At 60.3% G+C, this 20,877-nt stretch carries 21 protein-coding genes; 4 read left to right on the forward strand and 17 right to left on the reverse strand.

What is annotated here, in order from left to right; translation table 11 throughout:
• Nucleotides 1-10 precede the first annotated feature (10 nt).
• On the reverse strand, nt 11-1,552 hold the full coding sequence (locus FHT70_RS00695) for a sugar ABC transporter ATP-binding protein (RefSeq protein WP_183698323.1): 1,542 nt from the start codon (nt 1,550-1,552) through the stop codon (nt 11-13).
• Nucleotides 1,553-1,627: 75 nt separating this feature from the next.
• Nucleotides 1,628-2,590 carry a sugar-binding protein gene (locus FHT70_RS00700; protein WP_097600605.1) on the reverse strand — a complete coding sequence of 321 codons (963 nt, stop codon included), beginning with the start codon at nt 2,588-2,590 and terminating at the stop codon, nt 1,628-1,630.
• A gap of 327 nt (nt 2,591-2,917) precedes the next feature.
• On the opposite strand from FHT70_RS00700, the gene FHT70_RS00705 reads away from it, so the two are divergent.
• Nucleotides 2,918-4,021: a LacI family DNA-binding transcriptional regulator gene (locus FHT70_RS00705; protein ID WP_183698324.1), complete on the forward strand. Its 1,104-nt coding sequence runs from the start codon at nt 2,918-2,920 to the stop codon at nt 4,019-4,021.
• Nucleotides 4,022-4,219: 198 nt separating this feature from the next.
• Here FHT70_RS00705 and FHT70_RS00710 read toward each other — a convergent pair whose 3' ends face one another.
• Together FHT70_RS00710 and FHT70_RS00715 are read right to left on the reverse strand one after the other, a co-directional pair.
• Nucleotides 4,220-4,624, reverse strand: a complete 405-nt coding sequence (locus FHT70_RS00710; protein WP_183698325.1) for a type II toxin-antitoxin system VapC family toxin — start codon at nt 4,622-4,624, stop codon at nt 4,220-4,222.
• Nucleotides 4,621-4,854: an AbrB/MazE/SpoVT family DNA-binding domain-containing protein gene (locus tag FHT70_RS00715; protein ID WP_064693019.1), complete on the reverse strand. Its 234-nt coding sequence runs from the start codon at nt 4,852-4,854 to the stop codon at nt 4,621-4,623. Before FHT70_RS00715 ends, FHT70_RS00710 begins: the two co-directional genes overlap by 4 nt.
• A 177-nt stretch (nt 4,855-5,031) precedes the next feature.
• Here FHT70_RS00715 and FHT70_RS00720 point away from each other — a divergent pair, with 177 nt between their 5' ends.
• Complete coding sequence (locus FHT70_RS00720) at nt 5,032-5,724, forward strand: response regulator transcription factor (protein ID WP_183698326.1); 693 nt, start codon at nt 5,032-5,034, stop codon at nt 5,722-5,724.
• A gap of 182 nt (nt 5,725-5,906) precedes the next feature.
• The gene (locus tag FHT70_RS00725) at nt 5,907-6,260 is read left to right on the forward strand and encodes a metalloregulator ArsR/SmtB family transcription factor (protein ID WP_097600595.1); all 354 of its coding nucleotides are present in this window, start codon (nt 5,907-5,909) and stop codon (nt 6,258-6,260) included.
• A gap of 470 nt (nt 6,261-6,730) precedes the next feature.
• Here the strand turns inward: FHT70_RS00725 and FHT70_RS00730 are convergent, their stop codons facing one another.
• The 12 genes from FHT70_RS00730 to FHT70_RS00785 form a co-directional block, all read right to left on the reverse strand.
• Nucleotides 6,731-7,672, reverse strand: a complete 942-nt coding sequence (locus FHT70_RS00730; protein ID WP_183698327.1) for an ABC transporter ATP-binding protein — start codon at nt 7,670-7,672, stop codon at nt 6,731-6,733.
• Nucleotides 7,673-7,694: 22 nt separating this feature from the next.
• On the reverse strand, nt 7,695-8,330 hold the full coding sequence (locus FHT70_RS00735; protein WP_183698328.1) for an ABC transporter permease: 636 nt from the start codon (nt 8,328-8,330) through the stop codon (nt 7,695-7,697).
• On the reverse strand, nt 8,327-8,959 hold the full coding sequence (locus FHT70_RS00740; protein WP_085781643.1) for an ABC transporter permease: 633 nt from the start codon (nt 8,957-8,959) through the stop codon (nt 8,327-8,329). The genes FHT70_RS00735 and FHT70_RS00740 overlap by 4 nt, the downstream gene beginning before the upstream one ends.
• Nucleotides 8,960-8,992: 33 nt before the next feature.
• Nucleotides 8,993-9,811: a PhnD/SsuA/transferrin family substrate-binding protein gene (locus FHT70_RS00745; RefSeq protein ID WP_183698329.1), complete on the reverse strand. Its 819-nt coding sequence runs from the start codon at nt 9,809-9,811 to the stop codon at nt 8,993-8,995.
• 5 nt (nt 9,812-9,816) lie between these two features.
• On the reverse strand, nt 9,817-10,821 hold the full coding sequence (locus FHT70_RS00750) for an ornithine cyclodeaminase family protein (RefSeq protein ID WP_183698330.1): 1,005 nt from the start codon (nt 10,819-10,821) through the stop codon (nt 9,817-9,819).
• A 119-nt stretch (nt 10,822-10,940) separates the two neighbouring features.
• The gene (locus FHT70_RS00755; protein ID WP_183698331.1) at nt 10,941-11,873 is read right to left on the reverse strand and encodes a glycine betaine ABC transporter substrate-binding protein; all 933 of its coding nucleotides are present in this window, start codon (nt 11,871-11,873) and stop codon (nt 10,941-10,943) included.
• A gap of 70 nt (nt 11,874-11,943) precedes the next feature.
• Nucleotides 11,944-13,449, reverse strand: coding sequence for a histidine ammonia-lyase (gene hutH, locus FHT70_RS00760; protein ID WP_183698332.1), 1,506 nt, complete (start codon nt 13,447-13,449; stop codon nt 11,944-11,946).
• Nucleotides 13,446-14,213, reverse strand: a complete 768-nt coding sequence (hutC, locus tag FHT70_RS00765; RefSeq protein ID WP_183698333.1) for a histidine utilization repressor — start codon at nt 14,211-14,213, stop codon at nt 13,446-13,448. Before hutC ends, hutH begins: the two co-directional genes overlap by 4 nt.
• On the reverse strand, nt 14,210-15,061 hold the full coding sequence (locus FHT70_RS00770; RefSeq protein ID WP_183698334.1) for a MaoC family dehydratase: 852 nt from the start codon (nt 15,059-15,061) through the stop codon (nt 14,210-14,212). Before FHT70_RS00770 ends, hutC begins: the two co-directional genes overlap by 4 nt.
• Nucleotides 15,058-15,864, reverse strand: coding sequence for an SDR family oxidoreductase (locus FHT70_RS00775; protein ID WP_183698335.1), 807 nt, complete (start codon nt 15,862-15,864; stop codon nt 15,058-15,060). The genes FHT70_RS00770 and FHT70_RS00775 overlap by 4 nt, the downstream gene beginning before the upstream one ends.
• Nucleotides 15,861-17,411, reverse strand: a complete 1,551-nt coding sequence (locus FHT70_RS00780; protein WP_183698336.1) for a CoA-transferase — start codon at nt 17,409-17,411, stop codon at nt 15,861-15,863. The genes FHT70_RS00775 and FHT70_RS00780 overlap by 4 nt, the downstream gene beginning before the upstream one ends.
• A 100-nt stretch (nt 17,412-17,511) precedes the next feature.
• Nucleotides 17,512-18,537: a putative sulfate exporter family transporter gene (locus FHT70_RS00785; RefSeq protein ID WP_183698337.1), complete on the reverse strand. Its 1,026-nt coding sequence runs from the start codon at nt 18,535-18,537 to the stop codon at nt 17,512-17,514.
• A 100-nt stretch (nt 18,538-18,637) separates the two neighbouring features.
• Between FHT70_RS00785 and FHT70_RS00790 the strand changes: the two genes are divergently transcribed.
• Nucleotides 18,638-19,561 (forward strand): LysR substrate-binding domain-containing protein, encoded by a 924-nt coding sequence (locus FHT70_RS00790; protein ID WP_183698338.1) that lies wholly within the window; start codon nt 18,638-18,640, stop codon nt 19,559-19,561.
• 116 nt (nt 19,562-19,677) lie between these two features.
• Here FHT70_RS00790 and FHT70_RS00795 read toward each other — a convergent pair whose 3' ends face one another.
• The gene (locus FHT70_RS00795; protein WP_183698339.1) at nt 19,678-20,865 is read right to left on the reverse strand and encodes a galactarate dehydratase; all 1,188 of its coding nucleotides are present in this window, start codon (nt 20,863-20,865) and stop codon (nt 19,678-19,680) included.
• Nucleotides 20,866-20,877 lie beyond the last annotated feature (12 nt).

Below are 20,877 nucleotides of genomic sequence, written 5' to 3' on the forward strand. Positions count from 1 at the left end.
GCCGCAGCCGCTATTTTACGCTTTTGCCGACAGCAAGCAAAAGGACGCTTTCCTGGCTGAATTCGTCCTCTTCGAGAATGCCGGCGATCTGGCCCTCGTGCATGACGGCGATGCGGTTAGAAACGCCAATCACCTCTTCCATGTCGCTGGAGATCATCAGGATCGCGACTCCGGCATCGGCAAGCGCTCGCATCAGGCCGTAGATTTCGTTCTTAGCGCCGATATCGATGCCGCGTGTCGGCTCATCGAAGATCATTACCCTCGGGCTCATCGACAACCATTTGGCCAGAACCACCTTCTGCTGGTTGCCGCCCGACAGAGTGCCGGTTCGCGTCGAAACGGAGGGCGCTTTGATACCGAGACGAACACGCTGCTTTTCAGCGGCCTCGATCTCCCTTTCAGCGGAGACCATGAAGCGGCTAGAAATCCTGGGAAGATCGGCAAGGGTGATGTTCTGGGCGATCGGAAGATCAAGAAGAATGCCATTGCGCTTGCGATCCTCCGGCACCAGAAAGATGCCGCGGGCAACAGCGTCCCGAGCAGAACCGATCGCAATTTGGCGTCCGTCCTGCAGAATGGCTCCGCCGTAACTCCGGTCGATGCCGAAGAGTACCCTTGCAAGCTCGGTGCGGCCAGATCCGACGAGGCCTGCAAGCCCCAAGATTTCTCCGTACCTGATTTCCAGGTCAACGGGACGGCTGGGATAGGCCTCGGTGCGCACACCATTTACCTTCAATGCGACCGGGCCTGGCGAACGCTGCGGTTTTGCCGTCCGGGCCGCGAGCAACCGGCCGATCATCAGCTTGACCATCTGATCATGGCCAATGTCCATCTTGGCGAGCGTACCGACGAGCGTGCCATCGCGCAATACGACTACCCGGTCCGCTACGCGCTCAACCTCGTGGAGACGGTGCGAGATGAAGATCACACTGATACCATCCGCTTTCAGCGATTTGATGATGTTCAGGAGCCGCTCGGTTTCGGCCAGGGGGAGGCTGGACGTGGGTTCGTCGAAGATGACAAGCCTGGCCTTGATCGACAGTGCCTTGGCGATTTCCACCATCTGCTGTTCGGCAAGGGAAAGCGCAGCAACGGGTGTATCGGCGGAAAAATGTGCCCCTACACGCTTCAAGAGCGGGGTCACCATCTCGCGAAGCCGAGCGCGATCGACAAACTTGAAAGGTCCCGCTTTCAACGGCTCACGGCCCAGGAAGATATTGGCGGCGACGTCGAGATTGTCAAAAAGGTTGAGTTCTTGATGCACAAAAGCGATGCCGGATGCGATGCTCGTCTCCACGGTGAGGTGGCGAAGCTCTGCGCCATCGAGCAGGATCGTGCCCCGATCCGGAGCGATCACGCCGCCAAGAATATTCATCAGCGTCGATTTTCCGGCCCCGTTCTCGCCGACCAAGCCGATGACCTCTCCCGGCACGATGTCGAGCGACAACCCGTCAAGCGCCACGACGCCTGGAAAAGTCTTGCCAACGCCGGAAAGCGAAAGGAACGGCGTTGCAGGCGCGTCCGGTGACGGGATGTCTGAGCTATGATTCATTGCCTGTCCATGACTGCGGGTGCTGCGGCATGAAACGTCTTTCGCGGCGGGGAGTACCCCCGCCGCGAGAGAGAATTACTTTCCAGCCATGGCCTTCAGGTTAGCGGCATATTTATCGACGTCATCCTTGCCGATGATCACTGTCGGAATGATGATCAAGCCGTTGCTGGGAATACCGGACTTGTCGCCCTTGAGGTAGGCGGCCATCAGCTTCATCCCCTGATAAGCCCATTCGAATGGCTGCTGCACGACGGTTGCCGCGACCGTGCCTTCTTTGACGCCGCCGAGCGTGATCGGATCGTCGTCAAAGCCGACGACAGTGATCTGACCAAGCTTTCCGGCGTCGCGCAGCGCCTCATAGATGCGTGGCGTGTTATAAGAGTAGAAGCCGACCATGCAGGTCACGTCCGGGCTGGCCACCAGCGCATCCTCGACATTCTTTTTTGCGCGTGTCTGGTCGATATCGTCGCCGCGCACATCCGTCAGCTCGATCTTCGTGCCCTTAAGTCCGTCCTTCATGCCCTGAATGCGTTCCTTGGCGTTATCGGCGCCGAGGAGCCCGACAAAACCGATGCACTTGCCGCCATCCGGCATTGCCTTCTTCGCGATTTCGGCCGCCTGCAAACCGGCGTCGATATTGGATGAGCCGATATAAGCGACGCGGTTGGTCTGCGGCGCGTCGCTGTCGGTCGTGAAGAGAGCTGTTTGTGAGCCGATCTTGTTCAAGCCCTCGGTCTGAGTCTTGGGATCGACTGCGGAAACCATGATCCCCTTGACGCCAGCACTGACCAGGTCTTCCATCAGGCGCTGCTGGATGGCTACCGATGCCTGCTCAGGGTACTTAAGCTCCAGTTGGTAATCTGGCAATTCGGCCTGAGCCTTCTTCACGCCCGCTTCCGCAGCTTTCCAGAAGTCAGACGCTCCGTTGACGACGAAAGCAAGAGTCGGTTTGTCGGCGGCATTGGATACTGCAATCGGCGCCGCACTCAGCATCAGCCCGGCAAGGAACAAGGCTGCATTCCGTTTCAGCTGTTTCATAATATACCTCCCGAGGGGCCGCAGTCGCATGGGCCCGTTTGCGATTTACGGCCGGCCGAATGCGCGCCCCCTCCTAGGGCCGCCGCAAAAGCGACGAGTGGCATAGGTTCCGATCGCCCTCTGACGGTATACAAGAATCTTAATTAGTAAATAGTATTATCAATGCGCATCAAAACATTTCATCGCGGGCTAGCGAGAATGAAGTTCCAAAGTGAGGATTGCCAATCGTTTGCGGGTACTCGCGCGATTGCCAGCACTTTCGGATAAGTGCTAATATTAATTACCTAAAACGTAACTTCTTCCAAGATCCGGAGATCTTTCCCCCGAATGCGAAAGCCTAAGACCCAAAAGAATCCTGAAATGGATAAGCCCGCCCGCGTGACCATGATGGACATTGCCGCGGCGGCCGGCTGCTCACAGGCTGCTGTTTCCTTCGTGCTCAACGACACGCCCGGCACCCGCATCTCACAGCAGACTCGCGACCGCGTATTGGAGGCAGCGCGCGCCCTCGGCTACATGGGGACAAGCTATACCATGAAAGCCTCTTATTCGGGCCTGGACAACGTGATCGGTTTCGCCGTGGATCAGCTCGCTACCAGCCCGGAAGCGATCGTCGCGATCGAGGGCGCCCGCCAAGCATCATGGAATACGGGCAACGTGCTGTTGGTTACCCAAACGCTCGGTGATCCCGTCATGGAGCCAAAAGCAATCAGGGCGCTGACGAACGGGGGCATATCCGCACTCATATACATGACAATCTATACCAGAGAGGTTCAACTCCCCTCTTATGTCTGTGAACTCAACATCCCGACGGTATTGTTGAACTGCTACACGGCGGATCATGCCTTTCCAGCCGTAGTGCCAAGTGAAATCGCCGGAGGCCAGAGCTCCACCCGGCATCTGATCGCGCACGGCCACCATCGCATAGGGACGATCACCGGTGAAATCTGGATGCAGGCTGCACAAGACCGGCTGACGGGATACCGCCGGGCACTAGCGACCGCCGACATACCCTTCGATCCAGAATTGGTCGTTGAAGGCGACTGGTCGGCCGGTGCCGGCTACGCCGCTACGATGCAATTGCTTGCTTTGCAGGAACCCCCGACCGCGATTTTCTGCCAGAACGACCGCACTGCAGTGGGATGCTATGAAGCGCTCAAAGATGCCGGGCTTCGCATTCCCCAGGACATGTCGGTGGTCGGGTACGACGACGAAGAAATTTCGAGACATCTGGTACCGGCGTTGACCACTTCGGTCCTTCCGCACCTCGCCATGGGTCAGTGGGCGATTGAACATCTCAACCTGCAGACCATGCCCGGCAAGCGCTATCCAATTACGAAGCTCGAATGCTCGCTGGTCAATCGTCATTCCGTCGCTGCGCCGAGGGCCAAGGCGCGGCATATCTTCGATGGGGCGCATGGGCCGCGATAGACTGGAGGTCGAGCCGGCGGGGCACTGCACGGATGGAGCATGATCCCGCGTCTCGGTCTGCATCATTCTCTAGTTATTCAATAGGCTTCATCCTTTGGTACGAAGACCAAACCGGCCGACAGTGTTGGAGCCGTCGCAAAAGCTTGAGCCGCCGCTGCAGGAGATTTGATGAAATCTGCCGTCACGCAGGTCTTCGCCTCACGAACTGGGCGCTATCAATTTCAACGAGGGGAAATAGCTGCGATAGCGGCCGACATCTCGCGTCAGGAGCGGCAGCTGCTGCACGGCGGCATGAGCGCCGATGAACAAATCGGCAAGTACGCCGGTGCGCGTACCGCCTGCTTTGCGATATTGCGTGAAAACCTTGCCGGCGAGAAACAAAGCGGATCTCGGCATCGGCGTCATCTCGAGGGCAGCCTGTTCAACAAAGGCCTCCAGCGCCTCGATCCTGTCGTATCGAACCGCAAGTTCGGCATAGACTACATCGTTAATGAGCAGGGGGCCCTCGATACCCGCGGCTTCCAGCTGCGCAATAGACCAGTCCGACCATTCCGGGTCGTCGGTTACGAGGTCCAGGAGCACATTAGTATCAACAAGGGTCACGTTTCGCCGCGCGTTAAAGCCATGATAGCGTCGGTATCGAGGCCCTTGCCGGCATGGCCGCGCAGCTTCTCGAAGCGGCTCGCCGGCCGTTTCTTGTCGGCACGCGTCAGGACCACACTGCCGTCGGCAGCACGATGAAAATCGACCTGGCTGCCAGGAACGATGCCGAGCATGTCCCGTACAGGCTTCGGAATGGTCACCTGCCCTTTCGCAGTAACGGTGGTGGTCATAGCGAACGCCTTCTGTAATACTCTCCAAGAAGAAGGTATTACTTCATTCGGCAGAATTCAAGATGGCCGCTAAGCCGCCATCGACCGGTAGAGCCACTCTTCCGCACGCCATTCGATGCCCAGGCCTGATCGCGGCCATCGCCGATGCCTTACACAAATCGAGAGATGGAGGGTGACATGAGGTTTGACCAGCCGTTCGTTCGTAGATCGGCGCCTTTGTCAGCGCAGCGTGAACGTGAAGAGGATCAGCCGCTCGTCATGATCGTGGACGACGACGCATCCATTCGCGAGGCGCTGTCGGAGCTGATCCTGTCGGCCGGTTTTCGGCCGGTCAGCTTTGCTTCGACGCGCGAACTGCTCGACGCGGATATATTGAACAGACCCGGCTGCCTGATCCTCGATGTGCGCATGCCGGGGGCAAGCGGTCTCCATCTGCAGAGCCATCTGGCCGAGAACGGCATTGCCAAGCCGATCATCTTTCTGACCGGCCATGGAGATATCCCGATGACCGTCCAGGCGATGAAAGCCGGCACCGTGGATTTCCTCACCAAGCCGGCGCGGGATCAGACGCTGCTTGATGCCGTAACCGCCGCCATTTCAATGGACGGCGAACGACGAGCGCAAGCGGCGATCGCCAATCGCAATATCGAACGGCTGGAGACGCTGACGCAGCGCGAGTGGGAGGTTCTGCACGAAGCGGCACGCGGGCGCCTCAACAAGCAGATCGCCTTCGACCTCGGCATCAGCGAAGTGACGGTCAAGCTGCATCGCAGCAACGTCATGCACAAGATGGAGGCCGCCTCTATCGGCGAACTGATCCGGGCCTGGGAAATATTGCCGGTGCAGATGCGTCAGGCGGGGGCGCATTAGCTTTTAATTAAGGCGCCAAGAACGCCGGCTGTCCATTTGATGCACGCCGTATCCGATTCACGCCAAAAAAGACGATTCGGCGCCATCAATGGGTTTCGGACCCGCACGCTTGCGTTATTTCTAAATTAAAGTTCGGGGATATGACACCGTACCCGGCTTTGGTTCCCAAAGGAGAACTCGCCTTGAACAATCAATCGTCAGTCGCGCCTTCCCCTAAAACCAATGCCTTCGACACCGAAGCAATCTTCCTGTCGGCCATCGGGAATTCCAAACGGCTTCACATTCTGCATCTGTTGAGCGAAGGAGAAATGTCCGTAACCGTCCTGGCTGACGAAGTGGGATTGAGCCAATCTTCGACGTCTCAGCATCTGGCAATTCTTCGAGACCAGGAACTCGTGCAAACACGAAGGGCTGCGCAGACGATCTACTATTCACTTCAATCTGACGGGGTCAGGGCAATGCTCGATACGCTCGCGGACATTTTCGGATCGCATCGCCGTACGGCGGCAGAACGTGCCCGAGCCGTCGGCACCTGACGCCAATGGCGGAACGCTGATCTTGCCGCTCATGATTGGTCTCCAACTCTGCTGACATGCCCTTCGACCGCATCGATCGCTGATGTACGTTTGCTGTACGCCTCCTAGACCACGGTGTGATTACGCCTCATTGCGAATGGAGATAATGAACCACATCGGGAACGGAATGAACTGCCCGGCGCGGAGGCAATCATGGACGTCGTTCATGAAGGACTTCTATGTCTTCATCGCAAGGGTTCGCTCAGTGCTGCCGAAAGACGCCTAGACAAGCGCAGAGAATGAACGAGCGGAGTTGACGTTAATCGAGCCGGCACAATCCCATTGTGTGAAACCCACCGACAGCCTGAGACAGGCGATCCGCAAACCCTTTCCACACGCGTGGGTAGCATTGGTGTATTGACCCCTTCGGCAAGGGCAGGTGGTCTTGTTCACGTCGAGCAAAACCGCTGCGGACTTTAGCCGGAATTGTTCTACAGCCGATTGGCGCGCAACAAGGTGGCTCGCGACAGATATCCCGCAAGCGTCCCATCGGCTGATCTGACATGGAGGCCCGGCATCTCGCCGGAGAGGATGAGCGCCAAGGCCTCGTGAACCGTGGCGTCAGCGGCGATCTCGGCATCGCCGTTGGACGGTTCCGGCGCGGTCATGATCGTCGATACAGCAATCAAACTCAGCCGCTTTATCGCTCGGTCAGGGCCGAGGAAGTTCTCGACGAATTCGTTGACGGGACGCGCAAGAATTTCCTGCGGGCTATCATACTGGAGAAGGCGGCCATCCCGCATGATCGCGATGCGATCGCCCATCTTGATGGCCTCGTCGAGATCATGCGTGACGATGACGACGGTCTTCTTCACCTTCCTCAGAATGTCGCGGAATTCGTCCTGAAGCCTAACGCGGGTGATCGGGTCGATCGCGCCGAACGGTTCGTCCATCAGCATGATTGCGGGGTCTGCTGCGAGCGCACGCGCGAAACCGACGCGCTGACGCTGCCCGCCCGACAATTCGTGCGGCAGGCGCTGCCGCATGACGGCCGGATCAAGGCCGACGAGATCCAGGAGCTCGTCGACGCGGCGATCGCTGCGCGCCTTGTCCCAACCGAGAAGCCGCGGGACGGTCGCGACATTGCGTGCGATCGACATATGCGGAAACAGACCGACCTGCTGGATGACATAGCCGATGCTGCGGCGGAGCTCCTTCTGATCGACCCGGGCTATATCTCTTCCGTCGACCAGCACGCGTCCCGTCGTCGGCGTCTCCAACTGATTGATCATCCGCATGGTCGTGGTCTTGCCGCAGCCGGAAGGACCAATCAGGGCAACCGTCGTGCCGGTCTCGATCAGCAGATCGAGATTGTCGACCGCATGCGGGCCGCTTCCGTCGTATTTCTTGGTAACATGATCGAGATGAATCATCCTGATATCCGCTTTCGGCCGCTCAGCGCCGTTGAGTGAAGAGGCGCTCCAGGGCGCCGAAGGCCAATTCCGCAAAGATTGCGAGCAGGGCTATCGGCACCGCTCCGACGAGAAGGCGCGGCATGTTCATGATCGCAATGCCGGCGTTGATGAAATCGCCAAGCCCGCCGCCGCCGATGAAAGAGGCTAGCGCCGCCCCACCGATGACCTGGATGGCGCTCGTCCTGACGCCCGACAGAATCGCGGGAACGGCCAGGGGAAGTTCGATCTCCCGCAGCATCTGTCCGGCGCTCATGCCCATTCCATCCGCCGCATCGATCACCGAGGCGTCGATCTCGCGGATGCCGATGATCGTGTTCAACAATAGCGGCGGCACGGCCAGGACGATGAGGGCGATCACCGACGGCAGCAATCCGATGCCGAGAAAGGGCATCGTCGCCGAAAGGATCGCAAGGCTTGGGATGGAGCGCAACGCGCCGGCAATATTGACCACCGCAAAGGCGGCGCGCGGCGCCCGTGCGACGACAAATCCGAGCGGCACTGCGATGACGAAGGCGATGCCGAGCGACAGGGCACACATCAGCAGATGGCGATTGAAAGCATTGAGGAAGGTACCGGAATTGTTGAAGATCCAGCTGAATGCATCGATAACGATCATGCTACCTTCCCTCCGCTGCGCCGGCGCAGCAGCTTTTCGAGCGAGGCAAAACAGTAGTCGGCAAAGAGCGCTAGAAATGACGTCAGCAGCCCGCCTGCGATGATCTTTTCAGGAAAGCGCTGGTCGATACCTTCGAAAATTATGACGCCGAGCCCGCCGGCATTGATGTAGGCGGCAACAGTCGCAATGCCGATGACCGTCACCATGGCGATGCGAAGCCCGCCGACGATATAGGGCACTGCCAGCGGCAGTTCGACTTCCCAGATCCGCCGCGCCGTGCCGTAGCCCATGCCATCGGCGGCCTCCAATATGTCACGCGGAATAGCCTGAAATCCCATGCCGATATTGCGGATCAGGATCATCAGCGAATAGGCGGCAAGACCGGTTATGGCGGGTGCCGCGCCGATGCCCATGATGGGAATGAGAAGCGCAAACAGCGCCAGGCTCGGCACCGCGAACAGGATACCAGTGAAGATGACGATCACGGCAAAGCTCCGCGGCCGCCTTGCAGCCCATATCCCGACGATCAGCGAGATCACCAGGGCAATGCCGACCGAGGAAAAAACGAGATAGAGGTGCTCCAACAGTGCTTCGAATAGCCGGTCGAGATGTTTAGGGACCCATTTCATCGTCGAGACCTCCGCATCGGCTCTTTCGCCTGTCTACCATGAGATCCCCAATCTGCGATCGGCGTCGTCGGCTCTCTGCGGCAGAATATCGTAGGCCGAGGGAACGACCGTTGAGAACCGCCTGAGGCCGAGCTGCACCAGAACCGCCGCTCCCTCAGCCGTTTCATGCAATTTCACGAGGCTTTGCTGCAACGCTGCGGCGATGTCCGACGGCAATGTCTGCGCGGCAACCAGCGGCGGCGCCGGAAGCGGATCGGTCGTCGCCAGAATACGCAGACCATCGATCGCATCGGGTTCGTGCATCCGCAACAATTGGAAGGCGTAAGCGTCGATCGCACCCGCATCGATCCTGCCGCCCTTGAGGGCGGCGACGATGCCCGACGGGTTGAGCAGCGGTCCGACCGTCATGCTCTGCTTCATTTTCCCGGCAAACCGGTCGGCAAGGAAAGAACGCGCCGCGTGGTAGCCCGATTGGGAATCGCGCACAGTCCAGCCCCAGCGTGCCGCTGCGAGATCCTCCACAGCGTTTACCGGCCCGGTGGAGGCGACGAGAATGTGGCTGGCATAGAGCGGCTGGTCCAAAGACCATGCCTCGCTCGAGACGGGTGCGGCAAGCACCGTCGGTCGCGCAGCCTCGGACATGTGCGAAAACGGATAGCCGCACATGAAGACCGCTCCCATGTCCGGCCTCGCCCACAGCTCCGACAACGGTGCCGGTGCTGCGTGAGCGATGATCTCGAGTTCGATGCCGGATTGCAGACTGACCTGCGCAAACAGCGCATCCCACAGGCCGCGAATGCGCGGACTGAGATTATACATTCTCGAACAGGCGATCGGCTTGGACATCACCATGGCAATTATGCGAACCGCAGCCGTTGGCCGATGTTCATCTCTCTTGCCTTGTCGACCATGGCGGCGCCGAGCGCCACATCGGTGGTGCTGAGGCCGCGGTGCCAGAACAGGATCGTCTCCTCATCGCTCTCGCGGCCGGGCTTCCTGCCGCAAATGATCTGGCCGATTTCGGCATGCAGGTTCTCGGCCGTCACCTTGCCCTCATCGACGTGGCGGCGAAGCGCCCCGAAAGGCTTGCCGGGGCCGCATTGTCCCCAATCGTCGACGACGACCTTGTCCATGATGTCGGTGAGATCGAACTCGAGTGCGCTCATCGTGCCATAGGGCACAACGAAGGCTCCCTTCTTGACCCATTCGGTCTTGAACAGCGGCGCCGGTTCCGGCAGGCGGCTGGCCTCGACCATGATGTCGGCGTCCTTGAGGCAATCCTCCCAATTGTCGGTAACGACGATCTTCTTGCCGAGATCGGTCTCAAGACGCTTGGCGAAGGCATTGCGGCTTTCCGGGCGGCGCGAATGCACGCGGATTTCCTCGAAGTCGAAGAGGTGGTCGAGAAGACGGACATTCCAGTAAGAGGTTCCGCGCGCACCGATATGGCCGAGCACCTTGCTATCCTTGCGAGCGAGATATTTCGCGCCAAGAGCGGTGACGGCGCCGGTGCGCATGTCGGTGATAGCAGTCGCGTCGATGATGGCCTTCGGCACGCCCGTATTCGGGTCGAACAGGTTGAGGACCGCAAGCTCCGAAGGCAGGTCCACCTTGTAGTTGTCGACGAAGTCGCCGACGACTTTGACGCCGGCATAATTCAGCGCTTTGACATAGCCGCGAAGCACATTGAAATGGCCTTTGTCGGAGCTCTCCGGCACAAGATGAACCCGCGGCTCGATGACGGTTTCACCCCTGCCCTGCGCATCCAGCGCCTTCGATACCGCATCGAGAATCTCGTCATTCGTCAGCGCCAGCGCCTTGGCATCGAGGGCGTTGAGATAATCGATCCAGATTTCCTGCATTTCCCGCTTCTCCACATTCCTGCCCGCTGCCGACCGGACGGATTTTCGAACAAAACCCTTGAAAGGATCGCCGCCCCAGACCGCGGCCGGATGGATATCCGGCCACGGGGGCATGACAATCATTTCGGCAGCAGGCCGTTTTCCTTCAAGAAGTCGACCGCCACGTCCTTGGCTTCCTCGTGATCGGTCTCGACCTTGGCATTGAGGACCCGCATTTTCTCATTGTCGAGATGGGAGCCAACCGCTTCCAGCAGTTCGGCAACCTTCGGGTTGGCCTTGAGCACGTCCTGGCGGACAACGGGCGCCACGTAGTAGGGCGGAAACAGACCTTTGTCGTCTGCCAGTGGCACAAGGTTCTTCGAGCCGATCTGCCAGTCGGTCGCTGCACCGTTGGCAACGTCGATGTCCTTTTGTTCCAGCGCGTCGTAACGAAGACCAAGCTTGGCGAACTGCTTGAACTCCTTGAACTCGGCGTTGTAGACGCGCTTCAGGCCGGGCAGGCCGTCGGCGCGATCCGGAAATTCAGCACCGCCGCCGAAGACCAGTGTCTTGGAGACCTTGGCGAGATCCGACAAACTCTTCAGATTGTTGGCCTGCGCCGTTTCCTGCCGGACGACGATGACATAGCCGTTGTTGATGCCACTAGGCTTCAGCCATGTGAGGTTGAATTGCTTGGCGTAGAAGTCCTTGACCTGGGTGTAGACCTTGTCGGCATCGGTCGACATCTCGCCCTTGACGACAGACGCGAGCGCCGTCCCGGTATATTCCGGGTAGAGATCGATCTCGCCGGCTACCAATGCCTGATGCGCAATCAGCGTGCCGCCGAGATTGATCTTGCGCTCGACCGTGAAGCCGGCGTTTTCCAGAACGGCTGAATACATTTCAGCGAGGATGAACTGCTCGGTGAAATTCTTGCTGCCGACCTTGATGGTCTCTGCGGATGCAGACTGGAACATGGCGGCTGCCATGATGCCGGCTGCAAATATGCCCTTTGTCAAATTTTTCATAATCATTCCCTCTTGTTGACTTTTCAATGAACGAACCGGCGGCATTCCCCAGAATAACCGTCGGCATGACCGGTCGGCGCCCTGCCCTTCTTGGTGGGGCAGTGGCGAACCGGGCTTATTGCGGGCCAAGCCCGATCAATGCGGCGATCGTCGCAAAATCCGGCCCCTGCGCGCGGTCCTCTTCAAGCGCCGGGACATGGCTGCGGACGAATGCATAGGCCTCAGCCGATCCCTTGCCCAATTCGCCTGAGACGCCGCGCAGCTCGAGGGCCTGTGCCGAGGCAATCAGTTCGATGGCTACGAGATAACGCAGGCGCTCGACGATCGCCTGCGTCTTTACCAAAACGCTCGGCGCCATCGACGCCTGATCTTCGACGCCATCGGCAACGGGAAAGGGCGAAAGCGAAACCGGCATGGCGAGATGACGGATTTCGGCTTCCATGGCCGACACGGTCTTTTGCACTGTCGCAAAACCGGTCCGGCTCTGGCCCATCGGGGTCAGGAAGCGTGGAAGGTCGGACATGCCAGGCGACATGATCTTCATGATCCGATAGGCGGTGCCTGCCGCACAATGAGCCATCGCCTGCCCCAGCCGTTCCCAGGCGAGGACAAAAGCGGTCATGTCGAAATTGCCGTGTGCAAGAATGACGCCCTCTGAGGCGATGACGACAGGATTGTCGCTGGAGCTGACGAGATCTATCTCCGTCGCCTGCCTTGCCTCATCGATCGCATGCCTCAACGCACCCCAGACCTGCGGCGTGCAGCGGTAGCTCAATGGATCCTGGAGACGTCTTGCGGCATCGGCGGCGAGCAAGGAGCTTCCCGAAAGCAAGTCCATCAACTGAGCGGCGACGCGGCGCTGCCCGAAGGCCGGTCTCGCAGCCAGAGCGCGGTCGTCGAAGACGCTGACATTGGCCCTGAACGCTTCGAAATTAACGGCAATCGCCTTCAGAGACCAATCGAAAAGCCGCTCGATATCCTCAAGCGCCAGGCAGGCGAGGCCGATGGAAAGGCTGTTGGCCACGACAAGCGCATGCCCGTCCTTCGGCGCCAATTCGAGAGGTTTCAGGCCGGCCCTTTCCAGGGCGATGCCGGCCGGCAGCACTTCGCCGCCAAGCTCGATCTCGCCGAAGCCGAGAAGCGCCCGGCTCATATGGGCAAGCGGAGCCAAATCCGCCGCACCGATCGAGCCCAATGACGGGACGACAGGATGGACACCTGCATTGATGGCGGCGATCAGACCACGGAACACGTTCAGCGAAACGCCGGAACCGCCCGCCGCCATGCCGACAGCCCTGACGGCCATCATCGCCCGCACGGATTCCTGGGCAAGCGGCTTTCCGACGCCGACCGCGCGGGCTTGCGGCACACGCATCTGAAACGCCACCAGATCTTCCGTTGCAAGTCGTGTATCAACCCCCGCTCCCAGTCCCGTCGTCAGGCCGTAAACCGGCAGATCCCTTTCCGTATAGCGATCGACGACGGCGCGCGCCGCCATAATCCGGGCCTCGACCTCGGCGGAGATTTCGATCCTGGCGTGACGACGGGCAATTGCCGCGATGTCCTCGATCGTCGGCGGCGACGCGCTGAAGGTGATCGATGGAGAATGGGTGGCGCTCACTGCTTCTCTCCGAGAATGGCGACGGGCTTCGAAGGACCCTTGGTGGACCGCGCTTCCAGCCGATATTGCGCGCCGGGATAGTATAACAGCGCGCAGGTCACGACGGCCTCGCCCGACCAGGTCCTTCGAAAGACGCGCAGGCAAGGGTGATCATTCTTCAGGCCAAGATATTTGCGGATCGTCGTGTCCGGTTTGACGGCCTGGACGATATGTTCGAACTCCGTTATCGGCGCCACCTTCGTCAGATATTCGTTCGGCGTCATGCTGCTGAAGTCAGTCGACAGATAGTCTGGCGCGACCAGCGGATTGACGTAGCGCTCCTCGACCTGAATGGGCTGGTCGTTTTCCAGGTGCACGATCAGCGAATGCATCACCTCAGCGCCGAGGGTCAGTTCGAGCGCGTCGGCAACGTTGGCATCCGCCTTCATCAAACCGGCCTGGACAACCGCCGCCTTATGCGTGTGACCCCGCTCCAGTATTTCGTCGGCTATGTTCCGAATTTGAAGCAGATCGACGTCAAGGTGCTTTGGCGACACGAAGGTTCCGATGCCGGCGGATCGCTTGAGGACACCCTCGAACATCAACTCCCGCAGCGCCCGGTTCGCCGTCATGCGGCTGACGCCGAATGCCGCCACCAGTTCGCTTTCGGAGGAAACCCGGTCTCCCGGCTGCAGCTTGCCCTCGGCGATCTCGGCCAGGATCTGCTCCTTGATCCTGATATATTGGCGCGCCTCGCTGGCAGCCGGCTTGACCGCTTTTGTCATGACAGCCTCGCAATGCCATTGTCGAGGATGGTCACGCCCCGGGAAGCAACGATCCCCCGGAAGCGAATTTCAGCGTCGTTGCGCCACATCTGCAGGGTGATCGTTTCTCCGGGAAAGATCGGTGCGCTGAACCGCGCCGCGATCGCGCTCAAACCGGTAGCCATCCCTGGATCGATCGCGGCGATGATGGCGTAGCCCGCATAACCGAAGCTGCATAGCCCATGCAGGATCGGCCGATCGAAGCCGCTGCTGCCCGCTGCCCGTGGATCGACATGCAGCGGATTGCGATCGCCGTTCAGGCGATAAAGCAGCGCGGCGTTACCGGGGATGTCGACATTGAATTCGACGTCCGGCTCTCTGTCCGGGACTTTGGACAGAGGTTCAGGCGCCGATCCCGCCGAACCGCAGCCACCGTCGCCGCGGCAGGCGTTCGTCTGCACGATCGTCGCGATCGGCTCGTCACCGTCCACGGTTGCGATCATGCGCTCGAAGCTGACGAACATGCCTTTCTCAACGCCGCGATCGACCACTGACAAGACGCGCGACCGGGAGATCAGCGGCACATCGAGAGGGACCGGCTGGTGGATCGCCAGGCGATGTTCGGAATGCACCAGACGCGCCCAGTCGACACCCGTCTGCTGCATCCACGGGCCCGGATGCGCCACGATATTGGCAAGCGTCGGCGCAGTGACCAGATCGCGTTCGTAGACGTAGTTCAACGCGTTTTCGTCGAGCGGGTTGGTTCCGTAGCCGACCGACAGGGCGTAGAGGATGGCATCCCTTGCGGTGACCACATGCGTCGCTTGCGGCACCGGGAAATCGAGAATGGATTGGGCCGACAGCGTCACGATGCGGCTCCGCTGGATGCGACGGGTTTGCGAATGCCACCGGACAGGCGGATGCCGCCGTCGACGGAAAGCAATTCGCCAGTGACGAAGTCTGCCCCCTGAACAAGCCAGACAATGGCGCCGGCAACGTCTTCCGGTGTTGCGACCCGGCCGAGTGGCGCCGTTTCCGAAAATCGCTTGGCAATGGCGCCATAGGCATCCGGCCCGAGCGTATCGCGCATCCAGCGCGTATCGATGATGCCGGGGCAAACCGCGTTCACCCGGATATCGGGACCGCAGGTGCGCGCTAGCGCCAGGGTCAGCGCATTGAGCGCGCCCTTGGAGGCCGTATAGGCAAGCGAACTGCCGCCGCCGGTAAAGGCAACGTTGGATGAGACATTGACGATCGCACCGCCGCCGCTGTCACGCATCGCAGGCACCGCCGCCCGGCACATCTGGTAGGCGCCGATGACATTGACGCCGAAAACACTCTGAAAATCCTCTGCCGACAATGTCTCGAGATCGAAAGGATCCGATTTGACCGTCGTTGCGGCATTGTTCACCAGGGCGTCGAGCCGCCCCCACCGTTTAACGGCCGTCGCAACCATCCGGCGGCAGGCCGCATCGTCGGCAACATCGGCCTGGACGATCTCGACCTGCGCGCCCAGGCTGCGGCAGATATCGGCCGTTTCATCGGCCTCTTTCTTGCTGCGGCTGTAATTGACCACCACCCGGGCACCGCCCTCGGCAAACTGCTTCACGCATGCGGCCCCGACGCCTGTTGCCGAGCCCGTGACGATGATGACGGCTCCATCGATTTTCATGGGGCAGAGTCCTTCATTGCGTGGGTGGAAAACAGGCGCGCATCCATCTGTTTCAGCTGGTCCGACACCGCGACGCCCTTCGGCAGGCGGTCGAGAACGTGGGCGGCGAGATCGATGCCGGGGGCAAACTCCGTCAGCGTCAGGCATCCGTCGATCACGCGAAAGACCGCCCGCTCGGTGACGACGAGCTGTGTCTGCCCTTCCGGCGCAAAGGCCGGGCTCGAACTGATCTGGTCGACCTGGTCGACGATCTTGCAAACTCTGCCGTCCCGGATGATGTCGAGCCTGCCGTCGGCAACCGCAATTTCCGCGCCGCCAGGCGAAAACGCGCCGAGATAGACAACACGCCTCGCCGTCTGCGAGATGTTGGTGAAGCCACCGACCCCAACGATGGAATTGTTGAAGCGGCTGACATTGACCGCACCGTACCTATCCACCTCGGCCATGCCGAGAAAGGCGATATCGAGGCCGCCGCCGTCGTAAAAGTCGAACTGCGAAGCCTGTGGGACGATCGCGGTCGGATTGACGGCAGCGCCGAAGGATAGTTCCTCGGCCGGCACGCCACCGATGACGCCGGATTCGATCGTCACCGTATAATCGTCAAATCCCTCTTCGCTGGCGATACGGCCGATCCCGGCGGCAATGCCAATGCCGAGGTTGATCGTCGGGCGATGGAGCGGCGCCAGCTCCAGGAAGGCGCGGCGCTGAATAATCTTATCGGCCGACAGCGGCGCCGGCTGCAGACGGCTCGCCGCCATCCGGACGCGCCCGGTATAGGCGATATTGTCCTTCTCGGCGAAATTGACGCCGTGCTGGGCCGGATTTTCGCAGATGACAACATAATCGACCAGCGCCGCCGGGATGCGAACATCGCCCGGCGGCAGCGAGCCACGCTCCGCAATCCGCTTGACCTGCACGATGACGATACCGCCGGAATTTCGGCCTGCTTGTGCCATGGCAAGCACGTCGAGGGGAAAGGCTTCGTCCTCGAGGGTGATGTTGCCGTCTTCGTCGGCCGTCGTACCGCGCAAAAGCACGCAGTCGAGCGGCATCGAGGGATAAAGCAGCCATTCCTTGCCTCGCAACGACACACGCTCGACAAGCGCGCGCGGCGTCGTCGCATTCATGCGGCCGCCGCCATGCAGCGGATCCATGAAAGAACCGAGCCCGATATGGGTGATCACCCCAGGCTGACCGGCGGCAATCGCTCGATAGAGCTGGGCGATAACGCCTTGCGGCCAGCAATGCGCTTCGATCTTTTCCTCGATCGCCAGCCTGCCAAGGCGCGGCGTTCCTCGCCAGCCCCCGGCGATCACGCAGGCGACGAGCCCTTCATAGCCAAAGTGCCCCATGCCGCGCGTCTGACGATCGCCCGTGCTGGCAGCAAACAAGAGCGTGAGATTGCGGGGTTTTCCAGAGGCGACGAAACGCTCCTCCACCGCAGCCGTGATGGCCTCGGGGTGGCAGAATCCTCCAAAACCCGAAGCAGCGACCGTCATCCCGTCTTCGAGGAGATCCGCAGCTTGCTGTGAAGAGATGACCCGCATGACGATCTTTGTTTCCAACCGACCTGTATATACAGGCTAGCCGCCGATCGTTTGGAAGGCAACCGGAATCTTTGCCGGTATTTTGGGCAGATCGCCTCGATCAGCCGATGTCAAGCAGCCCCATCAAGCAAAACCCAAGAGCCGCCAGAGCCAGCAGTGACAGCGCCGCCGCTGCAAGGACCCGGCCGCCGGCACGGGTGATGGATCTCACATCGACGGAGAGACCTAGCGCGGCCATGGCGGTGACGGTGAAGGCAGCGGAGACAGCCGACATCCCGGCCAGCAGCGGCGCCGGGATTGCGTCAAAGGAGCGAAGCGCCGCCATGGCTGCAAAACCGAGGATGAACCATGGCAGAAGATGGCGGAGATTGACTGCGGAGCCACCGGGACGGCGGCGATGAACTGCGCCGAGCACAAGAATGACGGGTCCGAGCATCATCACGCGGATCAGCTTGACGAGCGTGCCTACCTGGGTGCTGACGGCTCCGGCAGAGGCTGTGGCTGCCAACACCTGCGGCACGGCATAGGCTGTCAGCCCTGCGAAAACGCCATATTGTACGGTGCTGAGCCCCAGGACCAGATGCAGAAGCGGCAGCGCCAGCACCGCACCAACGCCGAGCAGCGCGGTAAAGGCTATCGAGGCAGCGATATCCTCCGGTTTCGCGCCGATGACAGGGGCTGCAGCGGCAATCGCTGAATTGCCGCAGATCGAGTTGCCGCAGGCAACCAAGGTCGCTAGGCCGGTCGACAGCCCCAATAGCCGCCCGAGCAGAAAGCTGCTGGCCAGGGACAGAGCAACCAGGATGGCAATTCCGCCGACAAGCGGCAATCCGGCCTGCCAGATGGCAGCCGTGCTGAGCGAGGCGCCCAGCAACACGACGGCAATCTCGAGCAGCGTCTTGGCGGCGAAGTTAATACCTGGAGTGAAAGTCTGCGGAAGACGGATCGAGGAGCGCACGGCAATGCCGATTAGAATGGCCAGCACGAGGCTCTCGATCCAGTGCGCGCCGAACATCATCAGCTGCAACCGCTCGACCAACTGCGCAATGATCGCGAGTGCCGCGCAAAAGAAAAGTCCCGGCAGGACAGCAGGAAGCGACGGGAAACGTGAGACGGAAACGAGCATGGGCAAGACCTTGCGGAATGCTTCACTGTCCCATACTCGATTGTCGCCTTCCATTGAATAGTCTAAGATAGTTCATTCGTTAAAATCGAACGATTGCGTCATGACCTTCGAACAGCTCTCCATTTTCGTCGCGGTTGCGGAACGCGAGCACCTGACCAACGGCGCCTCGGCGATCGGCCTCACGCCATCAGCCGTCAGTTCGGCCATCCGCAATCTCGAGGCCTCCTATGGAGTCCAGCTTTTTCACCGTGTCGGACGGCGCATAGAGCTGACATATGAAGGGCGGGTGTTTTTGGGGGAGGCAAGAGCCACACTCGCGCGCGCAAGAGCCGCAGCGCTCGTCTTGTCCGATCTCGGCGGCCTGCAAAAGGGTGAGCTCGTTGTTTTTGCCAGTCAGACGATCGCAAGTTATTGGCTGCCAGCGATGCTGATGCGTTTCAAGACCCGCTATCCGGGCATCGACCTGAAGCTGGTGATCGGCAATACGACCACGGCGGCAAAAGCGGTTCTCGATGGATTGGCGGAAGTCGGTTTCGTCGAAGGCAGTGTTGATGAGCCGGCACTGAATGTTCAGCCGCTTGCCAAGGACGAACTCCTTGTCGTTGTCGGTCCGCGCCATCCCTGGGCGCGTGGCAAACCAATCGCCCCGGCGGAGCTGGTTTCGGGCACAAAATGGGTCATGCGGGAAAAGGGGTCCGGAACCCGGTCGGCTTTCGAGGCGGCGATTTCCAATCTTGGCATTGGCTCCGGAGATCTGACTGTCGCGCTTGAGCTGCCATCGAACGAAGCCGTCATATCGGCAGCAAGAGAAGGCCTCTGCGCAACGGTTGTTTCCGGAGCAGTGGCCGCGCCGCTCTTGATGCAAGGTCTGTTGGTAAAGGCGCGTTTTCCCTTGCCGTCCCGCCAGTTCGCAATCCTGCGGCACAAACAAAGACACTCCAGCCGCGCCTCGTTGGCGCTGGAAACGATTTGCCGCGAGGACAGAGCTGCCGAAGTCCAAAATCGCGATGACTGGGTCCTCTAACATGCGAGATGTTGGAGAATGCCATCATCAGGCCTAAGGTCGGTCTCGCCTGATAACCAAGGAAAAGGCTGCTGCCATGCGGCAGCAGCCTGTCCCGGTTCTTTCGAGCGGCGTCTCTAAGCGAAGGCGTAAGAGCCATCCGGCCGCTTCGGCACACGCCGCTGCCAGTGGATATAGCCTTCCTCCTCCATTGCCTTCTCGTCCATCTCGACGCCCCAGCCGGGCCGGTCGGGGCGCAGCTCGAGATAGCCGTTCTTCGGCAGATAGGGATCGACCACATAGCGGGTTTCCCCCTGCCGCTTCTCGATATCGACGCCGCCGTAGACATAGGCTTGGCCCTTTGGCAGCCGGTATTCGAGGATGCGGAAGTTCTGGGCCGCGGCCGAAAAATGCACATTGACCGCCGTCGCCAGCGGTCCCATCGGGTTGTGCGGAGCGACACCGACGAAATAGGCTTCGGCAAGCGTGGCGATGCGGCGCATTTCGCTGATGCCGCCGACCACGCAGATGTCAGGCTGGATCAGGTCGGCGCCCTTGACCTGCAGCAGCCGCAGGAATTCGTTCCTGTTATAAAGCGACTCGCCGGTGGCCAGCACGCAGTTGAGCCCCTGTTTCAGATCGCCCCAGGCATCGATATTCTCCGGACGCAGCGGCTCTTCGTAGAACAGCGGATCATAGGGCGCCAGTGCATTGCCGAGCTGCCTTGCGGCGATCGGTTCGAAAATCTTTGCATGAGCATCGAAGGCGATCTCGTATTCGTCATTGACCGTCTCGCGAAGTGAGCGGAAATAATCGGCCGAGGCTTTCACGACATTCCCCCAACGATGGGCATGCATGTCGATACGCCAGGGGCTGAGTTTGAAGGCCGTGAACCCCCATTCCTCTTTCAGGCGATCGAACTCGTCGCGAGCAGCAGGCGCGTCGGGGGCGGTATAGACCCCGGCATAGACCTTGATGCGGTCGCGCACCTCGCCACCCAGCAGTTTGTATACGGGAACATTCGCGGCCTTGGCCGCCAGATCCCACAGGCAATGGTCGAGCGCGGAAATCGCGGCAAGGCCGAGTGCGCCCGGCGGGAAACGGCTTTGCTGGATCAGCAGGTTGACGAGATAATCGACGCGTGTCGGATCCTGGCCGGATAGAAAGCCATAGAGATAGTCGAGCAGCGGCGGCAGCGCCTTATCAGGACCGTGGTTGTAGCATTCGCCCCAGCCCGTCAACCCGTCGTCCGTGTCGAGTGCGACGATTACGCGGGGACGGTCCTTGTCGCGGGTCATGAACACCCGCATCCGGTCGATCTTCATCAGTCTGTCCTT

The organism is Rhizobium sp. BK049 (assembly GCF_014193135.1).
Classification (GTDB): domain Bacteria; phylum Pseudomonadota; class Alphaproteobacteria; order Rhizobiales; family Rhizobiaceae; genus Rhizobium.